At 56.3% G+C, this 17,921-nt stretch carries 19 protein-coding genes and 1 other annotated feature; of the genes, 10 read left to right on the top strand and 9 right to left on the bottom strand.

The window, feature by feature from the left end; translation table 11 throughout:
* Positions 1–33: 33 nt before the first annotated feature.
* Positions 34–486: a MarR family transcriptional regulator gene (locus tag U9O48_RS12460; RefSeq protein ID WP_324722586.1), complete on the top strand. Its 453-nt coding sequence runs from the start codon at positions 34–36 to the stop codon at positions 484–486.
* 32 nt (positions 487–518) lie between these two features.
* On the opposite strand, the gene trpA is transcribed toward U9O48_RS12460, so the two are convergent.
* The 6 genes from trpA to trpL form a co-directional block, all read right to left on the bottom strand.
* Complete coding sequence (gene trpA / locus U9O48_RS12455; RefSeq protein WP_324722585.1) at positions 519–1,328, bottom strand: tryptophan synthase subunit alpha; 810 nt, start codon at positions 1,326–1,328, stop codon at positions 519–521.
* Entirely contained in the window at positions 1,328–2,521 is a 1,194-nt protein-coding gene (gene trpB, locus U9O48_RS12450; protein ID WP_324722584.1) for a tryptophan synthase subunit beta, read from the bottom strand. The genes trpA and trpB overlap by 1 nt, the downstream gene beginning before the upstream one ends.
* Positions 2,522–2,531: 10 nt before the next feature.
* Complete coding sequence (gene trpCF / locus U9O48_RS12445) at positions 2,532–3,890, bottom strand: bifunctional indole-3-glycerol-phosphate synthase TrpC/phosphoribosylanthranilate isomerase TrpF (RefSeq protein ID WP_324722583.1); 1,359 nt, start codon at positions 3,888–3,890, stop codon at positions 2,532–2,534.
* 3 nt (positions 3,891–3,893) lie between these two features.
* Positions 3,894–5,489 (bottom strand): bifunctional anthranilate synthase glutamate amidotransferase component TrpG/anthranilate phosphoribosyltransferase TrpD, encoded by a 1,596-nt coding sequence (gene trpD / locus U9O48_RS12440; RefSeq protein ID WP_324722582.1) that lies wholly within the window; start codon positions 5,487–5,489, stop codon positions 3,894–3,896.
* Positions 5,489–7,051: an anthranilate synthase component 1 gene (locus U9O48_RS12435; RefSeq protein ID WP_324722581.1), complete on the bottom strand. Its 1,563-nt coding sequence runs from the start codon at positions 7,049–7,051 to the stop codon at positions 5,489–5,491. Before U9O48_RS12435 ends, trpD begins: the two co-directional genes overlap by 1 nt.
* 23 nt (positions 7,052–7,074) lie before the next feature.
* Positions 7,075–7,169: a sequence feature (Trp leader region), on the bottom strand.
* A complete protein-coding gene (trpL, locus tag U9O48_RS23355) occupies positions 7,146–7,190 on the bottom strand; it encodes a trp operon leader peptide (protein ID WP_107704263.1) in 45 nt (14 codons plus the stop codon). Its footprint overlaps the feature before it by 24 nt.
* 138 nt (positions 7,191–7,328) lie before the next feature.
* On the opposite strand from trpL, the gene rnm reads away from it, so the two are divergent.
* The 3 genes from rnm to rluB all read left to right on the top strand — a co-directional run bounded on the left by rnm (position 7,329) and on the right by rluB (position 9,805).
* A complete protein-coding gene (gene rnm / locus U9O48_RS12430; RefSeq protein ID WP_282495327.1) occupies positions 7,329–8,213 on the top strand; it encodes an RNase RNM in 885 nt (294 codons plus the stop codon).
* Positions 8,210–8,830 carry an L-threonylcarbamoyladenylate synthase gene (locus U9O48_RS12425; protein ID WP_324722580.1) on the top strand — a complete coding sequence of 207 codons (621 nt, stop codon included), beginning with the start codon at positions 8,210–8,212 and terminating at the stop codon, positions 8,828–8,830. The genes rnm and U9O48_RS12425 overlap by 4 nt, the downstream gene beginning before the upstream one ends.
* 99 nt (positions 8,831–8,929) lie before the next feature.
* Positions 8,930–9,805, top strand: coding sequence for a 23S rRNA pseudouridine(2605) synthase RluB (gene rluB / locus U9O48_RS12420; RefSeq protein ID WP_282495326.1), 876 nt, complete (start codon positions 8,930–8,932; stop codon positions 9,803–9,805).
* A 35-nt stretch (positions 9,806–9,840) separates the two neighbouring features.
* On the opposite strand, the gene cobO is transcribed toward rluB, so the two are convergent.
* Together cobO and U9O48_RS12410 are read right to left on the bottom strand one after the other, a co-directional pair.
* Positions 9,841–10,431 carry a cob(I)yrinic acid a,c-diamide adenosyltransferase gene (gene cobO / locus U9O48_RS12415; RefSeq protein ID WP_324722579.1) on the bottom strand — a complete coding sequence of 197 codons (591 nt, stop codon included), beginning with the start codon at positions 10,429–10,431 and terminating at the stop codon, positions 9,841–9,843.
* Positions 10,428–11,189, bottom strand: coding sequence for a YciK family oxidoreductase (locus tag U9O48_RS12410; protein WP_324722578.1), 762 nt, complete (start codon positions 11,187–11,189; stop codon positions 10,428–10,430). Before U9O48_RS12410 ends, cobO begins: the two co-directional genes overlap by 4 nt.
* A 254-nt stretch (positions 11,190–11,443) precedes the next feature.
* Here U9O48_RS12410 and sohB point away from each other — a divergent pair, with 254 nt between their 5' ends.
* Positions 11,444–12,487 (top strand): protease SohB, encoded by a 1,044-nt coding sequence (sohB, locus tag U9O48_RS12405; RefSeq protein ID WP_285146364.1) that lies wholly within the window; start codon positions 11,444–11,446, stop codon positions 12,485–12,487.
* A 34-nt stretch (positions 12,488–12,521) separates the two neighbouring features.
* Here sohB and U9O48_RS12400 read toward each other — a convergent pair whose 3' ends face one another.
* Entirely contained in the window at positions 12,522–12,773 is a 252-nt protein-coding gene (locus U9O48_RS12400) for a YciN family protein (protein WP_282495322.1), read from the bottom strand.
* Positions 12,774–13,172: 399 nt separating this feature from the next.
* Here U9O48_RS12400 and topA point away from each other — a divergent pair, with 399 nt between their 5' ends.
* The 5 genes from topA to ymiC all read left to right on the top strand — a co-directional run bounded on the left by topA (position 13,173) and on the right by ymiC (position 17,804).
* Positions 13,173–15,770, top strand: a complete 2,598-nt coding sequence (gene topA, locus U9O48_RS12395; protein ID WP_282495321.1) for a type I DNA topoisomerase — start codon at positions 13,173–13,175, stop codon at positions 15,768–15,770.
* A 184-nt stretch (positions 15,771–15,954) separates the two neighbouring features.
* Entirely contained in the window at positions 15,955–16,929 is a 975-nt protein-coding gene (gene cysB, locus U9O48_RS12390; RefSeq protein WP_095282217.1) for an HTH-type transcriptional regulator CysB, read from the top strand.
* 336 nt (positions 16,930–17,265) lie between these two features.
* Complete coding sequence (locus tag U9O48_RS12385; protein ID WP_213015984.1) at positions 17,266–17,406, top strand: YmiA family putative membrane protein; 141 nt, start codon at positions 17,266–17,268, stop codon at positions 17,404–17,406.
* A 14-nt stretch (positions 17,407–17,420) separates the two neighbouring features.
* Complete coding sequence (locus U9O48_RS12380) at positions 17,421–17,579, top strand: hypothetical protein (protein WP_282495371.1); 159 nt, start codon at positions 17,421–17,423, stop codon at positions 17,577–17,579.
* Between the two features lie 126 nt (positions 17,580–17,705).
* Positions 17,706–17,804, top strand: coding sequence for a small membrane protein YmiC (gene ymiC, locus U9O48_RS12375; protein ID WP_348996385.1), 99 nt, complete (start codon positions 17,706–17,708; stop codon positions 17,802–17,804).
* Positions 17,805–17,921 lie beyond the last annotated feature (117 nt).

Genomic DNA, 17,921 nt, shown 5'->3' with positions numbered 1-17,921 from the left:
ATAATAAGGGCACTATACTCGCCAGGAAAATATATGCAAGATGCACATAAATACGATGTCACGGATTTTCACGGCGCGCTGCTGGATATCATCGGCGTCATGAATCAGCCGCAGCGCGACGACACTTTGCTCTCAGAGGCGGGCGTTACGCTGGATCAAATTTTGTTTCCGCTGCTGGTGACCATTGACCGCTATGGGTCGCTGGGCGTCGTCGAGCTTGCCGACAGGCTGGGGCGCGATTACACCACCGTCAGTCGCCAGGTCAAACGGCTGGAAGCGCAGGGGTTAGTGCAGAAAAAGCCGGGCGCGAAGGATAAGCGCGTGTCAGAAGTCACCCCATCCGAAAAGGGAAAAGCGTTAACGATGAAAATCGCACAGGCGCGTTTGACGCTGATGAATCAGATTTTCAACGACTGGCAGGAGGAGGACGTGGGGGCGCTGTTCAGGCTGGTACGAAAATATGCGGATAGCATTAAAGGGGAATAACCGTCTGGCGGGCCGCCAGACGGTCAGGACACTCAAGCCTTGCGCGTTGCCGCTTTCATCGCCGTCACGAATTCGTGCAGCTCCGTCAGCATCTGCTCCGGCTTATCGACGTTGCGCTCGATGATTTTGACAATCGCCGAGCCGGAGATCGCGCCCGCAGCCTTAGCATCAATCGCGGCGGTCACCTGTTCAGGAGAGGAGATCCCGAAGCCCTGCAGCGGTGGTGCCGCGTGGTACTCGGCCAGTTTTTCCACCAGATGGTGCAGGGGAAGCGCCGCTTTGTTTTCCGCACCGGTCACGCCTGCACGCGACAGCAGGTAGGTATATCCGCGGCCGTATGAGGCAATCTGGCGCAGCAGTTCGTCATCGGCGTTTGGCGGGCAGATGAAGATCGGCGCGACGTTATGGCGCATCGCCGCCTGGCGGAACGGGGCTGACTCTTCCACCGGCACATCGGCGACCAGCACCGAATCCACGCCCACGCGGGCGCACTCGGCATAAAAGTTATCGATGCCTTTGCTGAATACCAGGTTGGCATACATCAGCAGGCCAATTGGAATGGTCGGGTGCTTCTGGCGGATCGCCGCCAGCATCTCAAAGCACTGGGTCGGCGTGACGCCTGCGGCAAAGGCGCGAAGGGTGGCGTTCTGAATGGTCGGGCCATCCGCCAGCGGATCCGAGAACGGAATTCCCAGCTCCAGCGCATCAGCGCCTGCGGCAATTAAAGTGTCGATGATTTTCAGCGACTGCTCAGGGCCCGGATCGCCCAGGGTGACGAAGGGAACAAACGCGCCTTCCTTGCGGGCTTTCAGTTCAGCAAATGCGTTATCGTAGCGTTCCATCAGATTTCCCCTCGTGCTTTCAGAATGTCGTGAACGGTGAAGATATCTTTATCACCGCGACCGGAAAGGTTCACCACCAGCAGCTGCTCTTTTTCCGGGTTTTCTTTAATCATTTTCAGGGCGTGAGCCAGCGCGTGGGAAGACTCCAGCGCCGGGATGATCCCTTCGTTGCGGCACAGGGTCTTGAACGCTTCCAGCGCTTCGTCATCGGTAATCGAGACATAGTCGGCGCGGCCAATGCTGTTCAGGTGTGCGTGCTGTGGCCCGACGGACGGGAAGTCCAGCCCGGCAGAGATGGAGTAAGACTCCTCAATCTGCCCTTCGTCGGTCTGCATCATTGGCGATTTCATGCCGAAGTAGATCCCGACGCGGCCGTGTTTCAGCGGCGCACCGTGCTCGCCGGTTTCAATGCCGTGACCCGCAGGTTCAACGCCGATCAGGCCGACGCTTTCGTCGTCGATGAAATCAGCAAACATGCCGATAGCGTTTGAGCCGCCGCCGACGCAGGCGATCACCGCATCCGGCAGACGTCCCTCTTTTTCGAGGATCTGCGCTTTGGTCTCTTCGCCGATCATGCGCTGGAACTCACGCACAATGGTCGGGAACGGGTGAGGGCCGGCAGCGGTGCCGAGCATGTAGTGCGCGGTGTCGTAGCTGCCAGACCAGTCGCGCAGCGCTTCGTTACAGGCATCTTTCAGCGTGGCGGACCCGCTGTGTACCGGGATCACTTCCGCGCCCATCAGACGCATACGGAACACGTTCGGCGACTGGCGCTCGACGTCTTTCGCACCCATGTAGATACGGCATTTCAGGCCGAGCAGGGCGCTGGCAAGCGCTGAGGCCACGCCGTGCTGTCCGGCACCGGTCTCGGCGATGATTTCAGTTTTGCCCATGCGTTTGGCAAGCAGCGCCTGGCCCAGCACCTGGTTAGTTTTGTGCGCGCCGCCGTGGAGCAGATCTTCACGCTTGAGGTACAAGGTGGTTTTCGTGCCTGCGGTAAGATTACGGCATTTGGTCAGCGCCGTCGGGCGGCCTGCGTAGTTTTTCAGCAGGTCGGTAAATTCTGCCTGGAACGCCGGATCTTTCTGCGCGCTGACAAAGGCTTCTTCGAGCTGGCGCAGGGCCGGCATCAGGATTTGTGGCACATACATACCGCCGAACTCACCAAAATAGGGATTTAATAAAGTTGTCATTTTCTCTTCCTTAATAGGCACGCAGCGTCTTGAATACCGAGGCCAGCTTACTGGCATCTTTGATGCCCGGCTGAGACTCCACGCCTGAATTGAAATCGAGGCCCGCGCAGCCCGCTTTCGCGGCTTCCACGCAGTTGTCAGGGCTTAATCCGCCCGCCAGCAGGACGTTGTCCAGCTTCTCGCCGTTGAGCAGGGTCCAGTCGAAACGTTCACCGGTTCCGCCCTGGCCGTTATCCAGCACATATTTATCGACGTGCTGCAGATCGCGGGCGGGTAGCGTGTCGCTCACGCTCTGCGCTTTCCAGATTTGTACCTGCGGAGCCAGCGCCTGGCGGAGTTCGTTAATGTAAGTTTGATCTTCCTGCCCGTGCAGCTGCACGGCCGTCAGGGATAAGCTTTCAGCAAGGGCTGTCACATCAGTCACTGGCGCGTCGCGGAACACGCCGACGTAGCTCAGTGGTGCGCCAGCAATGACTTCGCGCGCCTGATCTTCGGTCACAAAGCGCGGCGAGGCGTCAACGAAAATCAGCCCACCGTAAACGGCACCTGCTTCGAGGGCGGCGGCGGCATCCTCAGGACGCGTCAGCCCGCACACTTTGTTCTCGCCCAGCAGCACGCGGCGCACGGCGGCGTTCAGATCGTCGTGAGACATCAGGGCCGAGCCAATCAAAAAGCCGTTGGCGAAATGGCTCAGCTCGCGAACCTGAGCGTAGGTATTAATGCCGGACTCGCTGATGACCGTGACACCCGCACCCAGACGCGGCGCCAGCTGGCGCGTGCGGTTCAGGTCGATGGAGAGATCGCGCAGGTCGCGGTTGTTGATGCCAACGACTTTGGCTTTCAGCGCAATCGCGCGTTCCAGCTCCTCTTCGTTGCTCACTTCCGTCAGCACGCCCATGTTCAGGCTGTGGGCGACGGCGGCCAGCTGGCGATACTGCTCGTCATCCAGCACGGAGAGCATCAGCAGGCAGGCATCAGCCTGATAAAAGCGCGCCAGCCAGATTTGGTACGCGTCAATAATGAAGTCTTTGCACAGGATCGGCTGCGGCGCAATCTGGCTGACAATCGGCAGAAAATCAAAACTGCCCTGGAAATATTTCTCATCCGTCAGCACCGAAATGGCCGACGCATGGTGTTTGTAAACCCCGGCAATGCGCGCGGGATCGAAATCGTCGCGGATCACGCCTTTCGACGGCGAGGCCTTTTTGCACTCCAGGATAAACGCGGTGCGCGCACCCTGCAGGGCATCATAAAAACGGCGCTGACTTGGAACCACTTCATTCTGGAAACTGGCCAGCGGCTGCTGCTCTTTGCGCGCTTCTACCCAGATGGCCTTATCGGCGACGATTTTCGCTAAAACGGTCTGCATCTTTTATCCTCTTGCCGCAAGTGCGGTAACGCGGTCGTAAGCTGCGCCGGAGCGCAATACGTCCAGAACTTTTTGTGCGTTCGCCTGTAAGTCTTCTTCGCCGTGCAAACGCATTAACATCGCAACGTTGGCGGCGACGGCGGCCTCGTGGGCGGCTTCACCTTTACCTTGTAGCAAGCGTGTCAGAATGTCACGGTTTTCTTCCGGCGTGCCGCCTGCCAGCTGCTCCTGGCGATACGGCGTCAGGCCAAAGTCGGAAGCTTCAAGCTGATAGCTCTGGATTTCGCCGTCGCGCAGTTCGGCCACCAGGGTAGAGGCATGAAGCGACACTTCGTCCATTCCGCCGCTGTGAACCACCGCCGCACGCTGATACCCGAGCACGCGCAGGGTTTCGGCAATCGGCAGCACCAGTTCCGGGCTGTAAACCCCGATCAGGGCCAGGGGCGGATGCGCCGGGTTGATCAGCGGGCCTAGCACGTTAAACAGGGTGCGGGTTTTCAGCTGCTGGCGGACCGGCATCGCATGGCGGAAACCGGTGTGGTATTTCGGCGCGAACAGGAAACAGACGCCCAGATCGTCCAGCGCTTCACGGGAGCGTTCGGCGTTCATTTCGAGGTTAATCCCGAACGCGGCCAGCAGGTCAGAAGAGCCGGAACGGCTGGAGACGCTGCGGTTACCGTGCTTGGCCACTTTCATCCCACAGGCCGCAGCGACAAAGGCGCTGGCGGTGGAGATGTTAATGCTGTTGCTGCCGTCGCCGCCGGTGCCGACGATATCGGCAAACTGATAGTCAGGGCGCGGGAACGGGGCGGCATTTTCCAGCAGAGCGGTGGCGGCACCGGCAATTTCCTGCGGCTGTTCGCCGCGCACTTTCATGCTCACCAGCGCGGCGGCCAGCTGTTCGGGCTTCAGTTCACCGCGCACCACCGCGGAGAAGAGCTGGTGGCTCTCCTGCTGGGTCATGGTCTGGGCCTGATACAGTTTTTCCAGAATCGGTTGCAGAGTGTTGGTCTGCTCCAGCTTCTGCAGCGCCCAGTTGAGAGTCTGCTCCAGCAGGCGCGCGCCGTTAGAGGTCAGAATCGATTCCGGGTGGAACTGCAGGCCGCAGACGCGATCTGCGTCGTGGCGCACGGCCATCACCATCCCTTCAAACGAGGCGTTGATGGTCAGCCCCGCCGGAATGTTGCTTCCGACCAGAGAGTGATAGCGCGCGACAGGGAGTGGGTTTGGCAGCCCGGCGAACATCGCCTGGCCGTCGTGTTCAATGCTGGACGCTTTGCCGTGCAGGATCTCGCCCGCCTGACCCACGTATCCGCCGTAGGCTTCCACGATCGCCTGATGCCCCAGGCAGATGCCGATGATCGGCAGTTTGCCGCGCATCCGGGTCAGCAGCTCAGGCATACAGCCCGCTTCGCTGGGTGCGCCAGGGCCTGGAGAGAGCATCAGCACCGGGTTTTGCATGGTTTCCAGACGCTCGATCAGGGTCTGGGCCGGAACATGATTGCGGTAAATCACCACGTTGTGTCCGTTCGCACGCAGCTGGTCTGCCAGGTTGTAGGTAAAGGAGTCGATATTATCGAGCAGCAGAATGTCAGCCATCAGAAAATCTCCTGTGCGTGGTGTGCGGTGGCAATCGCGCGCAAGACCGCGCGAGCTTTACTGCGAGTTTCGTCAGCTTCGGACTGCGGAACAGAATCCAGAACAATGCCTGCGCCCGCCTGGACGGTGGCGATGCCATCTTCCACGTAGGCGGAGCGGATGACGATGCAGGTGTCCAGGTCGCCGTGCGCGGTGAAGTACCCGACCGCGCCGCCGTAGCTGCCGCGACGACGGCCTTCGGCTCCGGCAATCAGCTGCATGGCACGCACTTTCGGTGCGCCGCTCAGGGTGCCCATGTTCATGCAGGCGCGATAGGCGTGCAGGGCGTCAAGGTCGTGGCGCAGCTCACCGACCACGCGGGAGACCAGGTGCATCACGAAGGAGTAACGGTCGACTTTGGTCAGGTCCGCCACGTAACGGGTGCCTGGGGTACAGATGCGCGCCAGATCGTTACGCGCCAGGTCGACCAGCATCAGGTGCTCGGAGAGCTCTTTGTGGTCGGTACGCATCTCCAGCTCAATGCGGCTGTCGAGATCCCGATCTAACGAACCGTCGGCGCGACGACCGCGCGGACGCGTTCCGGCAATCGGGTAAATTTCAATCTGGCGGCTCGGCGCGTCATATTTTAGCGAGCTTTCCGGCGAGGCACCGAACAGGGTGAAATCGTTGTCCTGCATGAAGAACATGTACGGGCTTGGGTTGCTCTTCTTCAGCACATCATATGCGGCCAGCGGAGACGGGCACGGGAGCGAGAAGCGGCGGGACGGCACCACCTGGAAAATTTCTCCGGCGCGAATCGCTTTCTGCATCTGACGCACCACCGCGCCGTACTGGTCGTCGGTCTGGTTCGTTTCGCACTGCATATGATCGATGCGCTGGACCGGCAGGGCGGTTGGCTCTTCGGTCATCTGCAGCTGGAGCTGCTCGATACGCTGCGCCAGACGCTGTTTTTCAGACGCTGACGGGGTAAACAGGCTGGCCTGAATGCGGGTGTATTTTTTCTGATGATCAATCACCATCAGCGTTTCTGCCAGATAGAAGCAGTAGTCCGGGCAGCGGTTGCCCTGTTCGGTTTCAGGCAGATCTTCAAACCCGGCGACCAGGTCATAGGCAAACAGCCCGCCGAAGAACATCGCTTCGCGCTCGTCCTCAGGCACGTCCACCAGGTTTTGCAGCAGGCGGAAGGCGTCGAATACAGACAGAGAACACAGACGCGCATCTTCATCCAGCAGCTGGCTCACCGGCGGGAAGTGCAGAATACGCGTTTCCGGATGACGTTCATTTTCAATACCGGCAGGCAGCGCGGCATCCAGCAGCGGCAGCAGGGCGGCGCCGTTCTCTGACAGGGCTTTAATGGTGACAGTGTCACCTAACGCGGTAATGCGCAGCGCGCTGTCGACCAGCAGCAGGCTTTTGAGATCGTCTTTGCTGTCGATGTCAGCAGATTCCAGCAGCAGGGTGGCCGGACGTGCGCCGCAAACCTGATGGAACAGTGCGGTAGGGTTATGGCGATACACCGCTTCGCAGGTCAGCAACTCAAGGTGTGTTTTGGCTGTTTGCATATTGTTGTTCTCATATTCTGTTCATAAAAAAGCCCGCATCGTCGCGGGCCTGGTATCTGTTTGCGTTTCGCACACGAGTGACACTGCCCGATAATCAGGAAGTGCGCCACCAGCCGTGCAAAGAGAAATGTGCTTTCATTTTCAGATACCTTCTTGAGTGAACTTGCGTACTAGTTAACTAGTTCGATGGCGTAATGTCAACCCCTGATTTCAGAATTTGCTCGCAAGCCGTTATCATAGTCTTCCTGAATACGATAAACCTGTGATGGAAACCGCTTTGAGCGAAACAAAATACGCCGTGATTTATGATTTACACAGCCACACTCAGGCCTCCGATGGCCTGCTGACGCCCGAAGCGCTGGTTCACCGCGCGGTAGAGATGCGCGTGGGCACGCTGGCAATAACCGATCACGACACCACGGATGCCATTCCGGCGGCTCGGGCCGAGATTGCCCGCAGCGAACTGCCGTTAAACCTGGTCTCCGGCGTAGAGATTTCCACCGTCTGGGAAAATCACGAAATCCACATTGTCGGCCTGAATATTGATATTGAGCATCCGGCCCTGTGCGCGTTTCTCGAAGAGCAGAAAGAGCGCCGCAATCAGCGCGCGGAGCTGATTGGCGAGCGGCTGGAGAAATCGCAGATCCCCGGCGCGCTGGAAGGGGCGCGACGCCTCGCCAACGGCGGGGCCGTGACGCGCGGGCACTTCGCCCGTTTTCTGGTCGAGGCCGGTAAAGCGAATAACTTTGCCGATGTTTTCAAAAAATACCTCGCGCGCGGTAAAACCGGTTACGTTCCGCCACAGTGGTGTACAATAAAACAAGCTATTGATGTCATTCATCATTCTGGCGGCAAGGCGGTGCTGGCCCATCCAGGGCGGTATAACCTTTCAGCTAAGTGGCTGAAAAGACTGCTGGCGCACTTCGCCGAAAATGGCGGAGAAGCGATGGAAGTCTCCCAGTGCCAGCAGGCACCCAATGAGCGCAGTCAACTGGCGACCTATGCGCGTCAGTACGGTCTGCTTGCGTCGCAAGGCTCTGATTTTCATCAGCCTTGCGCATGGATTGAGCTGGGGCGCAAGCTCTGGTTACCCGCAGGCGTGGAACCGGTCTGGGCACTTTGGGAGCAGCCGCAGCAACATATTGAAGAGAGGGAAGCATGAGTCAATTTTTCTATATTCACCCGGATAACCCGCAGGCGCGGTTGATTAATCAGGCGGTGGAGATTGTTCGCAAAGGCGGCGTGATCGTCTATCCAACGGATTCCGGCTACGCGCTGGGCTGTCAAATCGAAGACAAAGGGGCGATGGAGCGCATCTGCCGCATCCGTCATCTGCCGGATGGGCATAACTTCACCCTGATGTGCCGCGATCTCTCGGAAATCTCGACCTACGCCTACGTGGATAACGTCGCCTTCCGCTTAATCAAAAACAACACGCCGGGCAACTATACTTTCATTCTGAAAGGGACCAAGGAAGTGCCGCGCCGCCTGTTGCAGGAAAAGCGTAAAACCATCGGGATGCGCGTGCCGTCGAACCCGATTGCGCAGATGCTGCTGGAGACCCTCGGCGAGCCGATGCTCTCGACCTCCCTGATGCTGCCGGGCAGCGATTTCACCGAGTCCGACCCGGAAGAGATCAAAGATCGTCTGGAGAAGCAGGTGGATCTGATTATTCACGGCGGCTACCTCGGTCAGCAGCCAACCACGGTTGTCGATCTCACGGAAGATGCACCAGAAGTGATTCGTGAAGGCGTGGGTGACGTAAAGCCTTTCTTGTAAAGGTATAAGCGGCTATACTACGCGGCCATCAAAACAGCGGTAGACCGCTTTTTTGACCCTAATTCGACGCCTGTGAAGGCGACACCTGAAGGATGCTCAATGAGCGAAAAATTACAGAAAGTGCTGGCTCGTGCTGGCCACGGTTCACGCCGTGAAATCGAAACGATTATTGAAGCGGGTCGCGTCAGCGTTGACGGCAAAATTGCCAAGCTGGGTGACCGCGTTGAAGTCGTTCCGGGGATGAAGATCCGTCTCGACGGTCACGTGATCTCCGTGAAAGAGTCTGCCGAACAGATTTGTCGCGTGCTGGCTTACTACAAGCCGGAAGGCGAATTGTGTACGCGTAACGATCCAGAAGGCCGCCCGACGGTATTCGACCGTCTGCCAAAACTGCGCGGCGCGCGCTGGATTGCAGTGGGTCGTCTGGACGTGAACACCTGCGGTCTGCTGCTGTTCACCACCGACGGTGAACTGGCGAACCGCCTGATGCACCCAAGCCGTGAAGTAGAGCGTGAATACGCGGTGCGCGTGTTCGGTCAGGTTGATGAAAACAAACTGCGTGACCTGTCGCGCGGCGTTCAGCTTGAAGACGGCCCTGCGGCGTTCAAAACCATTAAATTCACCGGCGGTGAAGGGATCAACCAGTGGTACAACGTCACCCTGACAGAAGGCCGTAACCGTGAGGTTCGTCGTCTGTGGGAAGCGGTTGGCGTGCAGGTGAGTCGTCTGATTCGCGTGCGCTACGGTGACATTCTGCTGCCGAAAGGGATTCCACGCGGGGGCTACACCGAGCTGGATTTAACCCAGACCAACTACCTGCGTGAACTGGTGGAACTGCAGCCAGAAACCACGACCAAAGTGGCGGTTGAAAAAGATCGTCGTCGCGTGAAGGCGAACCAGATTCGCCGCGCGGTGAAACGCCACAGCCAGGTGAGCACCACTCGCCGCTCTGGCAGCCGAAACAACAACGGCTAAAAAAACAAACCCGGCTGCTGCCGGGTTTTTCATTTCTAGTAGTCGATACCGATTTGCGCTTTTATTCCAGCATCAAACGCATGTTTGACCGGGCGCAGTTCGCTGACCGTATCGGCCAGCTCCAGAATATCCCGGTGGCAGCCGCGGCCGGTCACGATCGCCGTCTGATGCGCAGGACGATGTTTCAGCGCAACAAGCACCTCTTCCAGCGGCAGATAGTCGTACGCCACCATGTAAGTTATCTCATCCAGCAGAACCATATTAAGCTCCGGGTCGGCCAGCATGCGTTTGGCGTGTTCCCATACGGCAAGACAGGCGGCGGTGTCGCTTTCGCGGTTCTGCGTGTCCCAGGTAAAACCGGTCGCCATCACCTGAAACTCCACGCCGTGCGGCTCGAGCAGATTACGCTCGCCGTTCGGCCATTCGCCTTTGATAAACTGAATCACGCCCACTTTTTGCCCGTGACCGACGGCGCGCGTCGCGGTGCCAAAGGCGGCGGTGGTTTTGCCTTTCCCGTTGCCGGTAAAGACGATAACGATGCCGCGCTCTTCCTGCGCGGCGGCAACGCGGGCATCGACCTGTTCTTTCAGGCGCTGCTGACGCTGCTGATGACGTTCTTCACTCATTGCGAAATTCCTGGCTTACGGCCCGGCTGGGCATCAAAGGTCATACCGGTTTTACGGCGGCTGTCGTCGCCCATCAGCCACAGGTAGAGCGGCATAATTTCGGCGGGCGTTTTGAGTTTTTGCGGATCTTCCGTCGGGAAGGCGCTGGCGCGCATGCCGGTGCGCGTCCCGCCCGGATTGATGCAGTTCACGCGCAGATGGCGGGTCTGATACTCCTCGGCCAGCACCTGCATCATCCCTTCGGTGGCAAATTTCGACGCGGCATAAGCGCCCCAGTTGGCGCGACCCTGACGGCCGACGCTCGACGAGGTAAAGACCAGCGAGCCAGATTCTGACTTGAGTAATAAAGGAAGCAGCGCCTGAGTAAGGAAAAAGGTGCCGTTGACGTTAACCTGCATGACCTGCTGCCAGATCTCAGGATCCTGCTCATCCATCGGGCGAACTTCGCCCAGCAGACCGGCATTGTGCAACACGCCGTCGAGGCGCGGATAGTGCGCTGCGATTCGCTTTGCCAGTTCCGCGCAGGACTCCGGCGTACAGGTCAGCAAATCGAGGGTATACCAGCGCGGCGTTTCCCCGCTGGCGTCGGCAATCTCTTGCGCCACGCGGCGCAGCTTCTCTTCGTTACGACCAAGCAGCACGACCTGCGCGCCGTAGCGGGAATAGGTGAGCGCGGCTTCGCGACCAATGCCGTCGCTGGCGCCGGTAACCAGGATAATACGGTCCTGCAGTAAATTTTTTTGCGGTTGATAATGCACGAATACTCCTGTGGCGCATGACGGGCCTGCGGCGCCTGCTGTTCTTTCACTTTTTGGCTTTATGCCCGAAACGGCGGGTGATTTCAATCAGTCTACAGGAGAGAAGGCTTCGAAATTAACAATTTGCAACTATTTCAGTAACAAGACCAAATTCCTGAAAGCGCCTCGCAACGGTATTGTAGGACGCGAGACGCCTGGCACAGGCTGTTGTACACTGGTCGTGAAAGATTCGTGGTTAAATCAAGGTGGAACACGTGGAATTACTTTCTGAGTACGGTCTGTTTTTGGCCAAAATCGCGACGGTGGTGATCGCTATTGCGGTGATTGCGGTGCTGATCGTGAACCTGACGCAGCGTAAGCGTCAGCGTGGTGAACTGCGCATTACCCGCTTAAGCGAGCAGTATAAGGAGATGCAGGAAGATATGTCCGTGGCGCTGCTGGATGGGCATCAGCAGAAGCTGTGGCATAAGGCGCAAAAGAAAAAGCTCAAGCTGGAAGCCAAAGCGGCAAAAGCGAAGGCGAAACAAGATCATCAGGAAACAACCAAACCACGGGTCTATGTGCTGGATTTTAAAGGCAGTATGGATGCCCATGAAGTCACATCCCTGCGCGAAGAGGTGACGGCGGTGCTGGCGGTGGCAAAACCTCAGGACCAGGTCGTGCTGCGACTGGAAAGCCCTGGCGGCGTGGTGCACGGTTACGGTCTTGCGTCCTCACAGCTGCAACGTCTGCGAGAGAAACAGATCCCATTGACGGTGGCGGTCGATAAAGTGGCGGCGAGCGGTGGCTATATGATGGCCTGCGTGGCCGACAAAATTGTTGCGGCTCCGTTTGCGATTCTCGGCTCGATTGGCGTGGTCGCGCAGATCCCTAACTTCAATCGTTTTCTGAAAAACAAAGAGATCGATATCGAGCTGCATACCGCCGGGCAATATAAGCGTACGCTGACGCTGCTGGGTGAGAATACGGAAGAAGGGCGACAGAAATTCCGCGAAGACCTCAACGAAACGCATCATCTGTTTAAGGATTTTGTGAAGCGGATGCGTCCGTCGCTGGACATTGAGCAGGTGGCTACCGGTGAACACTGGTACGGCATACAGGCGCAGGAAAAAGGGCTGGTGGACGAAGTCGGCACCAGTGACGATCTGCTCCTGAGCCTGATGGAGGGCCGTGAACTGGTGGGTGTGCGCTATACTCAGCGTAAGAGACTGCTCGACCGCTTTACCAATAGCGCGGCGGAGAGCGCCGACCGCTTGCTGTTGCGATGGCTACAACGCGGACAAAAACCGCTGCTGTAAACAAAAACGCGAGGCATTTGCCTCGCGTTTCGCTTTAATCGACCAGGTGATATTTCTCTGAGAGCGCATGGGCCAGGTATTTAAACATGTTAAATACTGCCGTGCTCTTCGGGGTGGGTAACCCTTGCTCGTCGAGATAGTATTCGCCGCTGAACACCAGCACACCGTTGCGCTGCTCCACACCCGTGGCTTCGATACCGGCCAGGGTATCTTCGTGTTCACGAATCAGTTTATTGGCTTCGACAAGCAAAGTCTCACGATCGATAGGTTGGGTAGTTTGCTGCATATTCCACTCCTTAAACAGTGGCAATAGTCTACGCCGGACGCGCAGCCTGGGCAAATTTTCCCTGTTTTTCGCGGGGCTACGCGAAAGGGGCAAAGCTGGCGCGATTTGCTTTTGCATGCTAATAAAGTTGCGTAACAGATTTTATCAGGTAGAGTGTGCGCTTTCGTCATTCTGGCAACAGAATTGCTTGACATTCGACCGAAAGCTCGTCGCATCGTTATTTTGATGTGAGTGAAATGCCCGATAACTCAATCACCTGGACCGGTTTTGTTATTGTCCGGTCAGAACAAAGGGGTTGATATCCCCTGGCGGAGTCGCAATATCAACATCGCGTCGCCAGCGGAAGGGAAATCAACATGCGGCGTATTCCTGGAAGAATTAAATTAGGTAAAGGTGAATATGGGTAAAGCTCTCGTCATCGTTGAGTCCCCGGCAAAAGCCAAAACGATCAATAAGTATCTGGGTAATGACTATGTGGTTAAATCCAGCGTTGGTCACATCCGCGATTTGCCGACCAGTGGCTCAGCCAGTAAAAAGAGCGCAGACTCTACCTCCACCAAAGGGGCTAAGAAGCCTAAAAAGGATGAACGTAGCGCGCTCGTCAACCGTATGGGTGTCGATCCCTGGCACGAATGGGAAGCACAGTACGAAGTGCTGCCCGGCAAAGAGAAAGTCGTCAATGAGCTGAAACAGCTCGCCGAAAAAGCTGACCACATCTATCTCGCAACCGACCTTGACCGCGAAGGGGAAGCCATTGCATGGCACCTGCGGGAAATCATTGGTGGTGATGAATCACGATACAGCCGTGTCGTGTTCAACGAGATTACAAAGAATGCGATTCGTCAGGCGTTTGAAAAGCCGGGCGAACTGAATATCGATCGTGTTAATGCTCAGCAGGCGCGTCGCTTTATGGACCGCGTGGTGGGTTACATGGTTTCGCCACTGCTGTGGAAGAAAATCGCGCGTGGCCTTTCCGCCGGACGTGTTCAGTCCGTAGCGGTGCGTCTGGTCGTCGAGCGTGAGCGCGAAATCAAAGCGTTTGTGCCAGAAGAGTTCTGGGAAATCGACGCGAACGTCGCAACGCCTGGTGGTGATGCACTGCCGCTGCAGGTGACGCACGAAAAAGACAAGCCGTTCCGTCCGGTTAATCGCGATCAAACCATGGCGGCGGTTGCGCTGCTGGAAAAAGCACGCTATCAGGTGCTGGATCGTGAAGACAAACCGACGAGCAGCAAACCCGGTGCTCCGTTCATCACCTCCACACTCCAGCAGGCGGCCAGTACGCGTCTGGGCTTTGGCGTGAAGAAAACCATGATGATGGCGCAGCGTCTGTATGAAGCGGGCTACATCACCTACATGCGTACCGACTCAACCAACCTGAGCCAGGACGCAGTGAGCATGGTGCGTGACTATATCGGCGATAACTTCGGTAAGAAATATCTGCCGGAAAGCCCGATTCAGTACGCAAGCAAAGAGAATTCTCAGGAAGCGCACGAAGCGATCCGTCCGTCGGATGTTTCTGTTGAGTCTGAAGCGCTGAAAGACATGGAAACGGATGCCCAGAAGCTGTACCAGCTGATCTGGCGTCAGTTCGTGGCCTGTCAGATGAATCCGGCGAAATACGATTCCACGACCCTGACCGTTGGCGCGGGCGATTTCCGCCTGAAAGCGCGCGGTCGTATCCTGCGCTTCGACGGCTGGACGAAAGTCATGCCAGCTCTGCGTAAGGGCGACGAAGATCGTACCCTGCCTGCCGTGAACAAGGGCGATGAGCTCTCGTTAACGGAACTGACTCCGGCACAACACTTCACCAAGCCGCCTGCGCGTTTCAGCGAAGCGTCGCTGGTTAAAGAGCTGGAAAAACGCGGTATCGGCCGTCCGTCCACCTATGCGTCGATCATTTCGACCATTCAGGATCGCGGCTACGTTCGTGCTGAAAACCGTCGTTTCTATGCCGAAAAAATGGGTGAGATCGTCACGGATCGTCTGGAAGACAACTTCCGCGAGCTGATGAACTACGATTTCACCGCGCAGATGGAAGACCGTCTGGACCAGGTGGCTAACCACCAGGCCGAATGGAAGAAGGTGCTCGACAGCTTCTTCGGCGATTTCACCCAACAACTGGAGAAAGCTGAAAAGGCGCCAGAAGAGGGCGGAATGCAGCCGAACCAGATGGTGCTCACCAGCATTGAATGTCCGACCTGTAGCCGTCAGATGGGTATCCGTACCGCAACCACCGGCGTGTTCCTCGGCTGTTCCGGCTATGCTTTAACGCCGAAAGAGCGCTGCAAAACCACCATCAACCTGGTGCCTGAGAACGAAGTTCTCAACGTGCTGGAAGGTGACGATGCAGAGACCAACGCTCTGCGCGCTAAGCGTCGCTGCCAGAAATGCGGCACGGCGATGGACAGCTACCTGATCGATCCGAAGCGTAAATTGCATGTCTGCGGTAACAACCCGACCTGCGACGGCTATGAGATCGAAGAGGGCGAGTTCCGCATCAAAGGCTATGACGGCCCGATTGTGGAATGTGAGAAATGCGGTTCTGAAATGCACCTGAAAATGGGACGTTTCGGTAAGTACATGGCCTGCACCAACGACGAATGTAAAAACACGCGTAAGATCCTGCGTAACGGCGAAGTGGCTCCTCCGAAGGAAGATCCGGTTCCGTTGCCAGAACTGCCGTGTGAGAAGTCAGACGCGTACTTTGTGCTGCGTGACGGCGCTGCGGGTGTGTTCCTCGCCGCCAACACCTTCCCGAAATCGCGCGAGACCCGTGCCCCGCTGGTGGAAGAGCTGTACCGCTTCCGCGACCGTCTGCCAGAGAAACTGCGTTATCTGGCCGATGCGCCACAGCAGGATCCGGAAGGGAATAAGACCGTTGTCCGCTTTAGCCGTAAAACGAAGCAGCAGTATGTCGCTGCCGAGAAAGAGGGTAAAGCGACCGGCTGGTCTGCATTCTTCGTGGATGGTAAATGGGTTGAAGGCAAGAAATAATCTTTTCTTACCATGACTTACCTGAAAGGGCCGGGCTTCCGGCCCTTTTTTATTGGCCGTTATTATTTTTTGTTCCGTACTATACACTCGGGATATAAATGATATAGTGGTTATAGTTAACCCCTTTCTTATTATTAAATCGTCTTAAGCGATTGTCCCTGTGCGCTAAATCGGATGGTCAGGCATGAAACTACAACAGCTTCGTTATATCGTTGAGGTGGTCAACCACAACCTTAACGTCTCTTCGACCGCAGAAGGTCTTTATACGTCTCAGCCCGGCATCAGCAAGCAGGTGCGGATGCTGGAAGATGAACTGGGTATTCAGATATTTGCCCGTAGCGGCAAGCATCTGACTCAGGTCACTCCCGCCGGACAGGAGATCATCCGTATCGCCCGGGAAGTGCTTTCCAAAGTCGATGCGATCAAATCGGTGGCAGGGGAACACACCTGGCCGGATAAAGGCTCCCTCTATATTGCAACTACCCATACCCAGGCTCGTTACGCGCTGCCAGGGGTGATCAAAGGTTTTATCGAGCGCTACCCGCGTGTGTCACTGCATATGCATCAGGGATCGCCGACGCAAATCGCGGAAGCGGTCTCAAAAGGCAATGCGGATTTCGCCATCGCGACCGAAGCGCTGCACCTCTATGACGACCTGGTGATGCTGCCTTGCTACCACTGGAACCGCTCGATTGTGGTGACGCCGGAGCATCCGCTGGCAGGGAAGGGATCGGTTACCATTGAAGAGCTGGCGCAATACCCGCTGGTGACCTACACCTTTGGCTTTACCGGTCGTTCTGAGCTGGACACGGCGTTTAACCGCGCTGGTCTGACTCCGCGTATCGTCTTCACGGCCACCGATGCCGACGTCATCAAAACTTACGTGCGTCTGGGATTGGGCGTGGGCGTCATTGCCAGCATGGCCGTTGACCCGGTTTCTGACCCGGATCTGGTGCGTCTGGATGCGCACGATGTCTTTAGCCACAGCACCACCAAAATCGGTTTCCGTCGCAGCACCTTCCTGCGCAGCTATATGTATGATTTCATTCAACGCTTCGCGCCGCATTTAACCCGCGACGTGGTGGATACTGCGGTCGCCTTGCGCTCCAATGAAGATATTGAAGCGATGTTCCAGGACATTAAACTTCCGGAAAAATAATCACACCCGGTATCTTTCCGCCCGGAAAGATACCGAAATTAAGTCTTAAAGCTAAATTAGAATTATCATCATCCCCATTCTCTGCCGCATATAACCCGATAAACAGAATGAGTTTACGGGCAAACTGTCGCAAATTTGCGACAAAAGTAGAAACGAAATTCCCGCTACGCAAATTCCTCGTCTCAATTATTTATTTCTGGTCAAAAGATTAATTATTTCCCTGGAAACGTTCGTAAATTCACTAGCTTTTCAGCTAAAGTTTCTTTAGGATTTATCTCAACTCATGATTACTTGTACCGATTGTTTGGTATCAAAATGATAAGCGAAGTCGATTGTATGAGGTTAGCAATGCCGTCAGGAAGTGAAGATCCGCAAAGGGACCCGGCGCTTAAGCGTAAAGCCTGGCTGGCGGTATTTCTTGGCTCCGCCCTGTTCTGGGTGGTGGTGGCGTTACTGGTCTGGAAATATTGGGGATAGATATGGCAGTTCACATGCGTATTGAACCGGTTAAAAAAAGGTGCCAGCCAGGTGACAATGGCCATAAAGCACGTAAAGAACCTGTAACAAGCGTGCCTGCATCCTGGAAGCTCTCCGCGCAACAACAAGCCTTTATTGATACGTTCGCAGAAGACGAACCCAAAAAACAATAATTGATAATAAGGTGAGCCTGCGAATATCCAGGTGATACCTGTGTACTCTTTTATAAATACACATCAGCAATAAAGAACGGGGGAATACCCCAGCTAATCATATAAATATAAGTCTGGTGTCAGATGATGAATACTCTACAAAACATGAAGTACTGGTCCTGGATGGGGGCTTTTAGCATATCCGTCCTGTTCTGGGCGCAGCTAATCTGGCTGGCCTTAAACTAAATACAAAACCTCGCTCCGGCGGGGTTTTTTGTTTATATCTCACCGTTCATCGATTATCCCGATTTATCAATTCGGGTTGTTATCAAAACGTTACGACATCTTTGTGTTATCTTTAAT

It is taken from the genome of Lelliottia sp. JS-SCA-14 (assembly GCF_035593345.1).
In the GTDB taxonomy this organism is placed as follows: domain Bacteria; phylum Pseudomonadota; class Gammaproteobacteria; order Enterobacterales; family Enterobacteriaceae; genus Enterobacter; species Enterobacter wanjuensis.
The sequence above is the reverse complement of the archived record's forward strand: the minus strand, read 5'-3'. Positions and strand labels throughout refer to the sequence as shown.

Bases quoted from the DNA above. Each gene is read 5' to 3' on its own strand.
- U9O48_RS12460 (WP_324722586.1), top strand. From the start codon at position 34: ATGCAAGATGCACATAAATACGATGTCACGGATTTTCACGGCGCGCTG.
- trpA (WP_324722585.1), bottom strand. From the start codon at position 1,328: ATGGAACGCTACGATAACGCATTTGCTGAACTGAAAGCCCGCAAGGAA.
- trpB (WP_324722584.1), bottom strand. From the start codon at position 2,521: ATGACAACTTTATTAAATCCCTATTTTGGTGAGTTCGGCGGTATGTAT.
- trpCF (WP_324722583.1), bottom strand. From the start codon at position 3,890: ATGCAGACCGTTTTAGCGAAAATCGTCGCCGATAAGGCCATCTGGGTA.
- trpD (WP_324722582.1), bottom strand. From the start codon at position 5,489: ATGGCTGACATTCTGCTGCTCGATAATATCGACTCCTTTACCTACAAC.
- U9O48_RS12435 (WP_324722581.1), bottom strand. From the start codon at position 7,051: ATGCAAACAGCCAAAACACACCTTGAGTTGCTGACCTGCGAAGCGGTG.
- U9O48_RS12425 (WP_324722580.1), top strand. From the start codon at position 8,210: ATGAGTCAATTTTTCTATATTCACCCGGATAACCCGCAGGCGCGGTTG.
- rluB (WP_282495326.1), top strand. From the start codon at position 8,930: ATGAGCGAAAAATTACAGAAAGTGCTGGCTCGTGCTGGCCACGGTTCA.
- cobO (WP_324722579.1), bottom strand. From the start codon at position 10,431: ATGAGTGAAGAACGTCATCAGCAGCGTCAGCAGCGCCTGAAAGAACAG.
- U9O48_RS12400 (WP_282495322.1), bottom strand. From the start codon at position 12,773: ATGCAGCAAACTACCCAACCTATCGATCGTGAGACTTTGCTTGTCGAA.
- topA (WP_282495321.1), top strand. From the start codon at position 13,173: ATGGGTAAAGCTCTCGTCATCGTTGAGTCCCCGGCAAAAGCCAAAACG.
- cysB (WP_095282217.1), top strand. From the start codon at position 15,955: ATGAAACTACAACAGCTTCGTTATATCGTTGAGGTGGTCAACCACAAC.
- U9O48_RS12385 (WP_213015984.1), top strand. From the start codon at position 17,266: ATGAGGTTAGCAATGCCGTCAGGAAGTGAAGATCCGCAAAGGGACCCG.
- U9O48_RS12380 (WP_282495371.1), top strand. From the start codon at position 17,421: ATGCGTATTGAACCGGTTAAAAAAAGGTGCCAGCCAGGTGACAATGGC.
- ymiC (WP_348996385.1), top strand. From the start codon at position 17,706: ATGAATACTCTACAAAACATGAAGTACTGGTCCTGGATGGGGGCTTTT.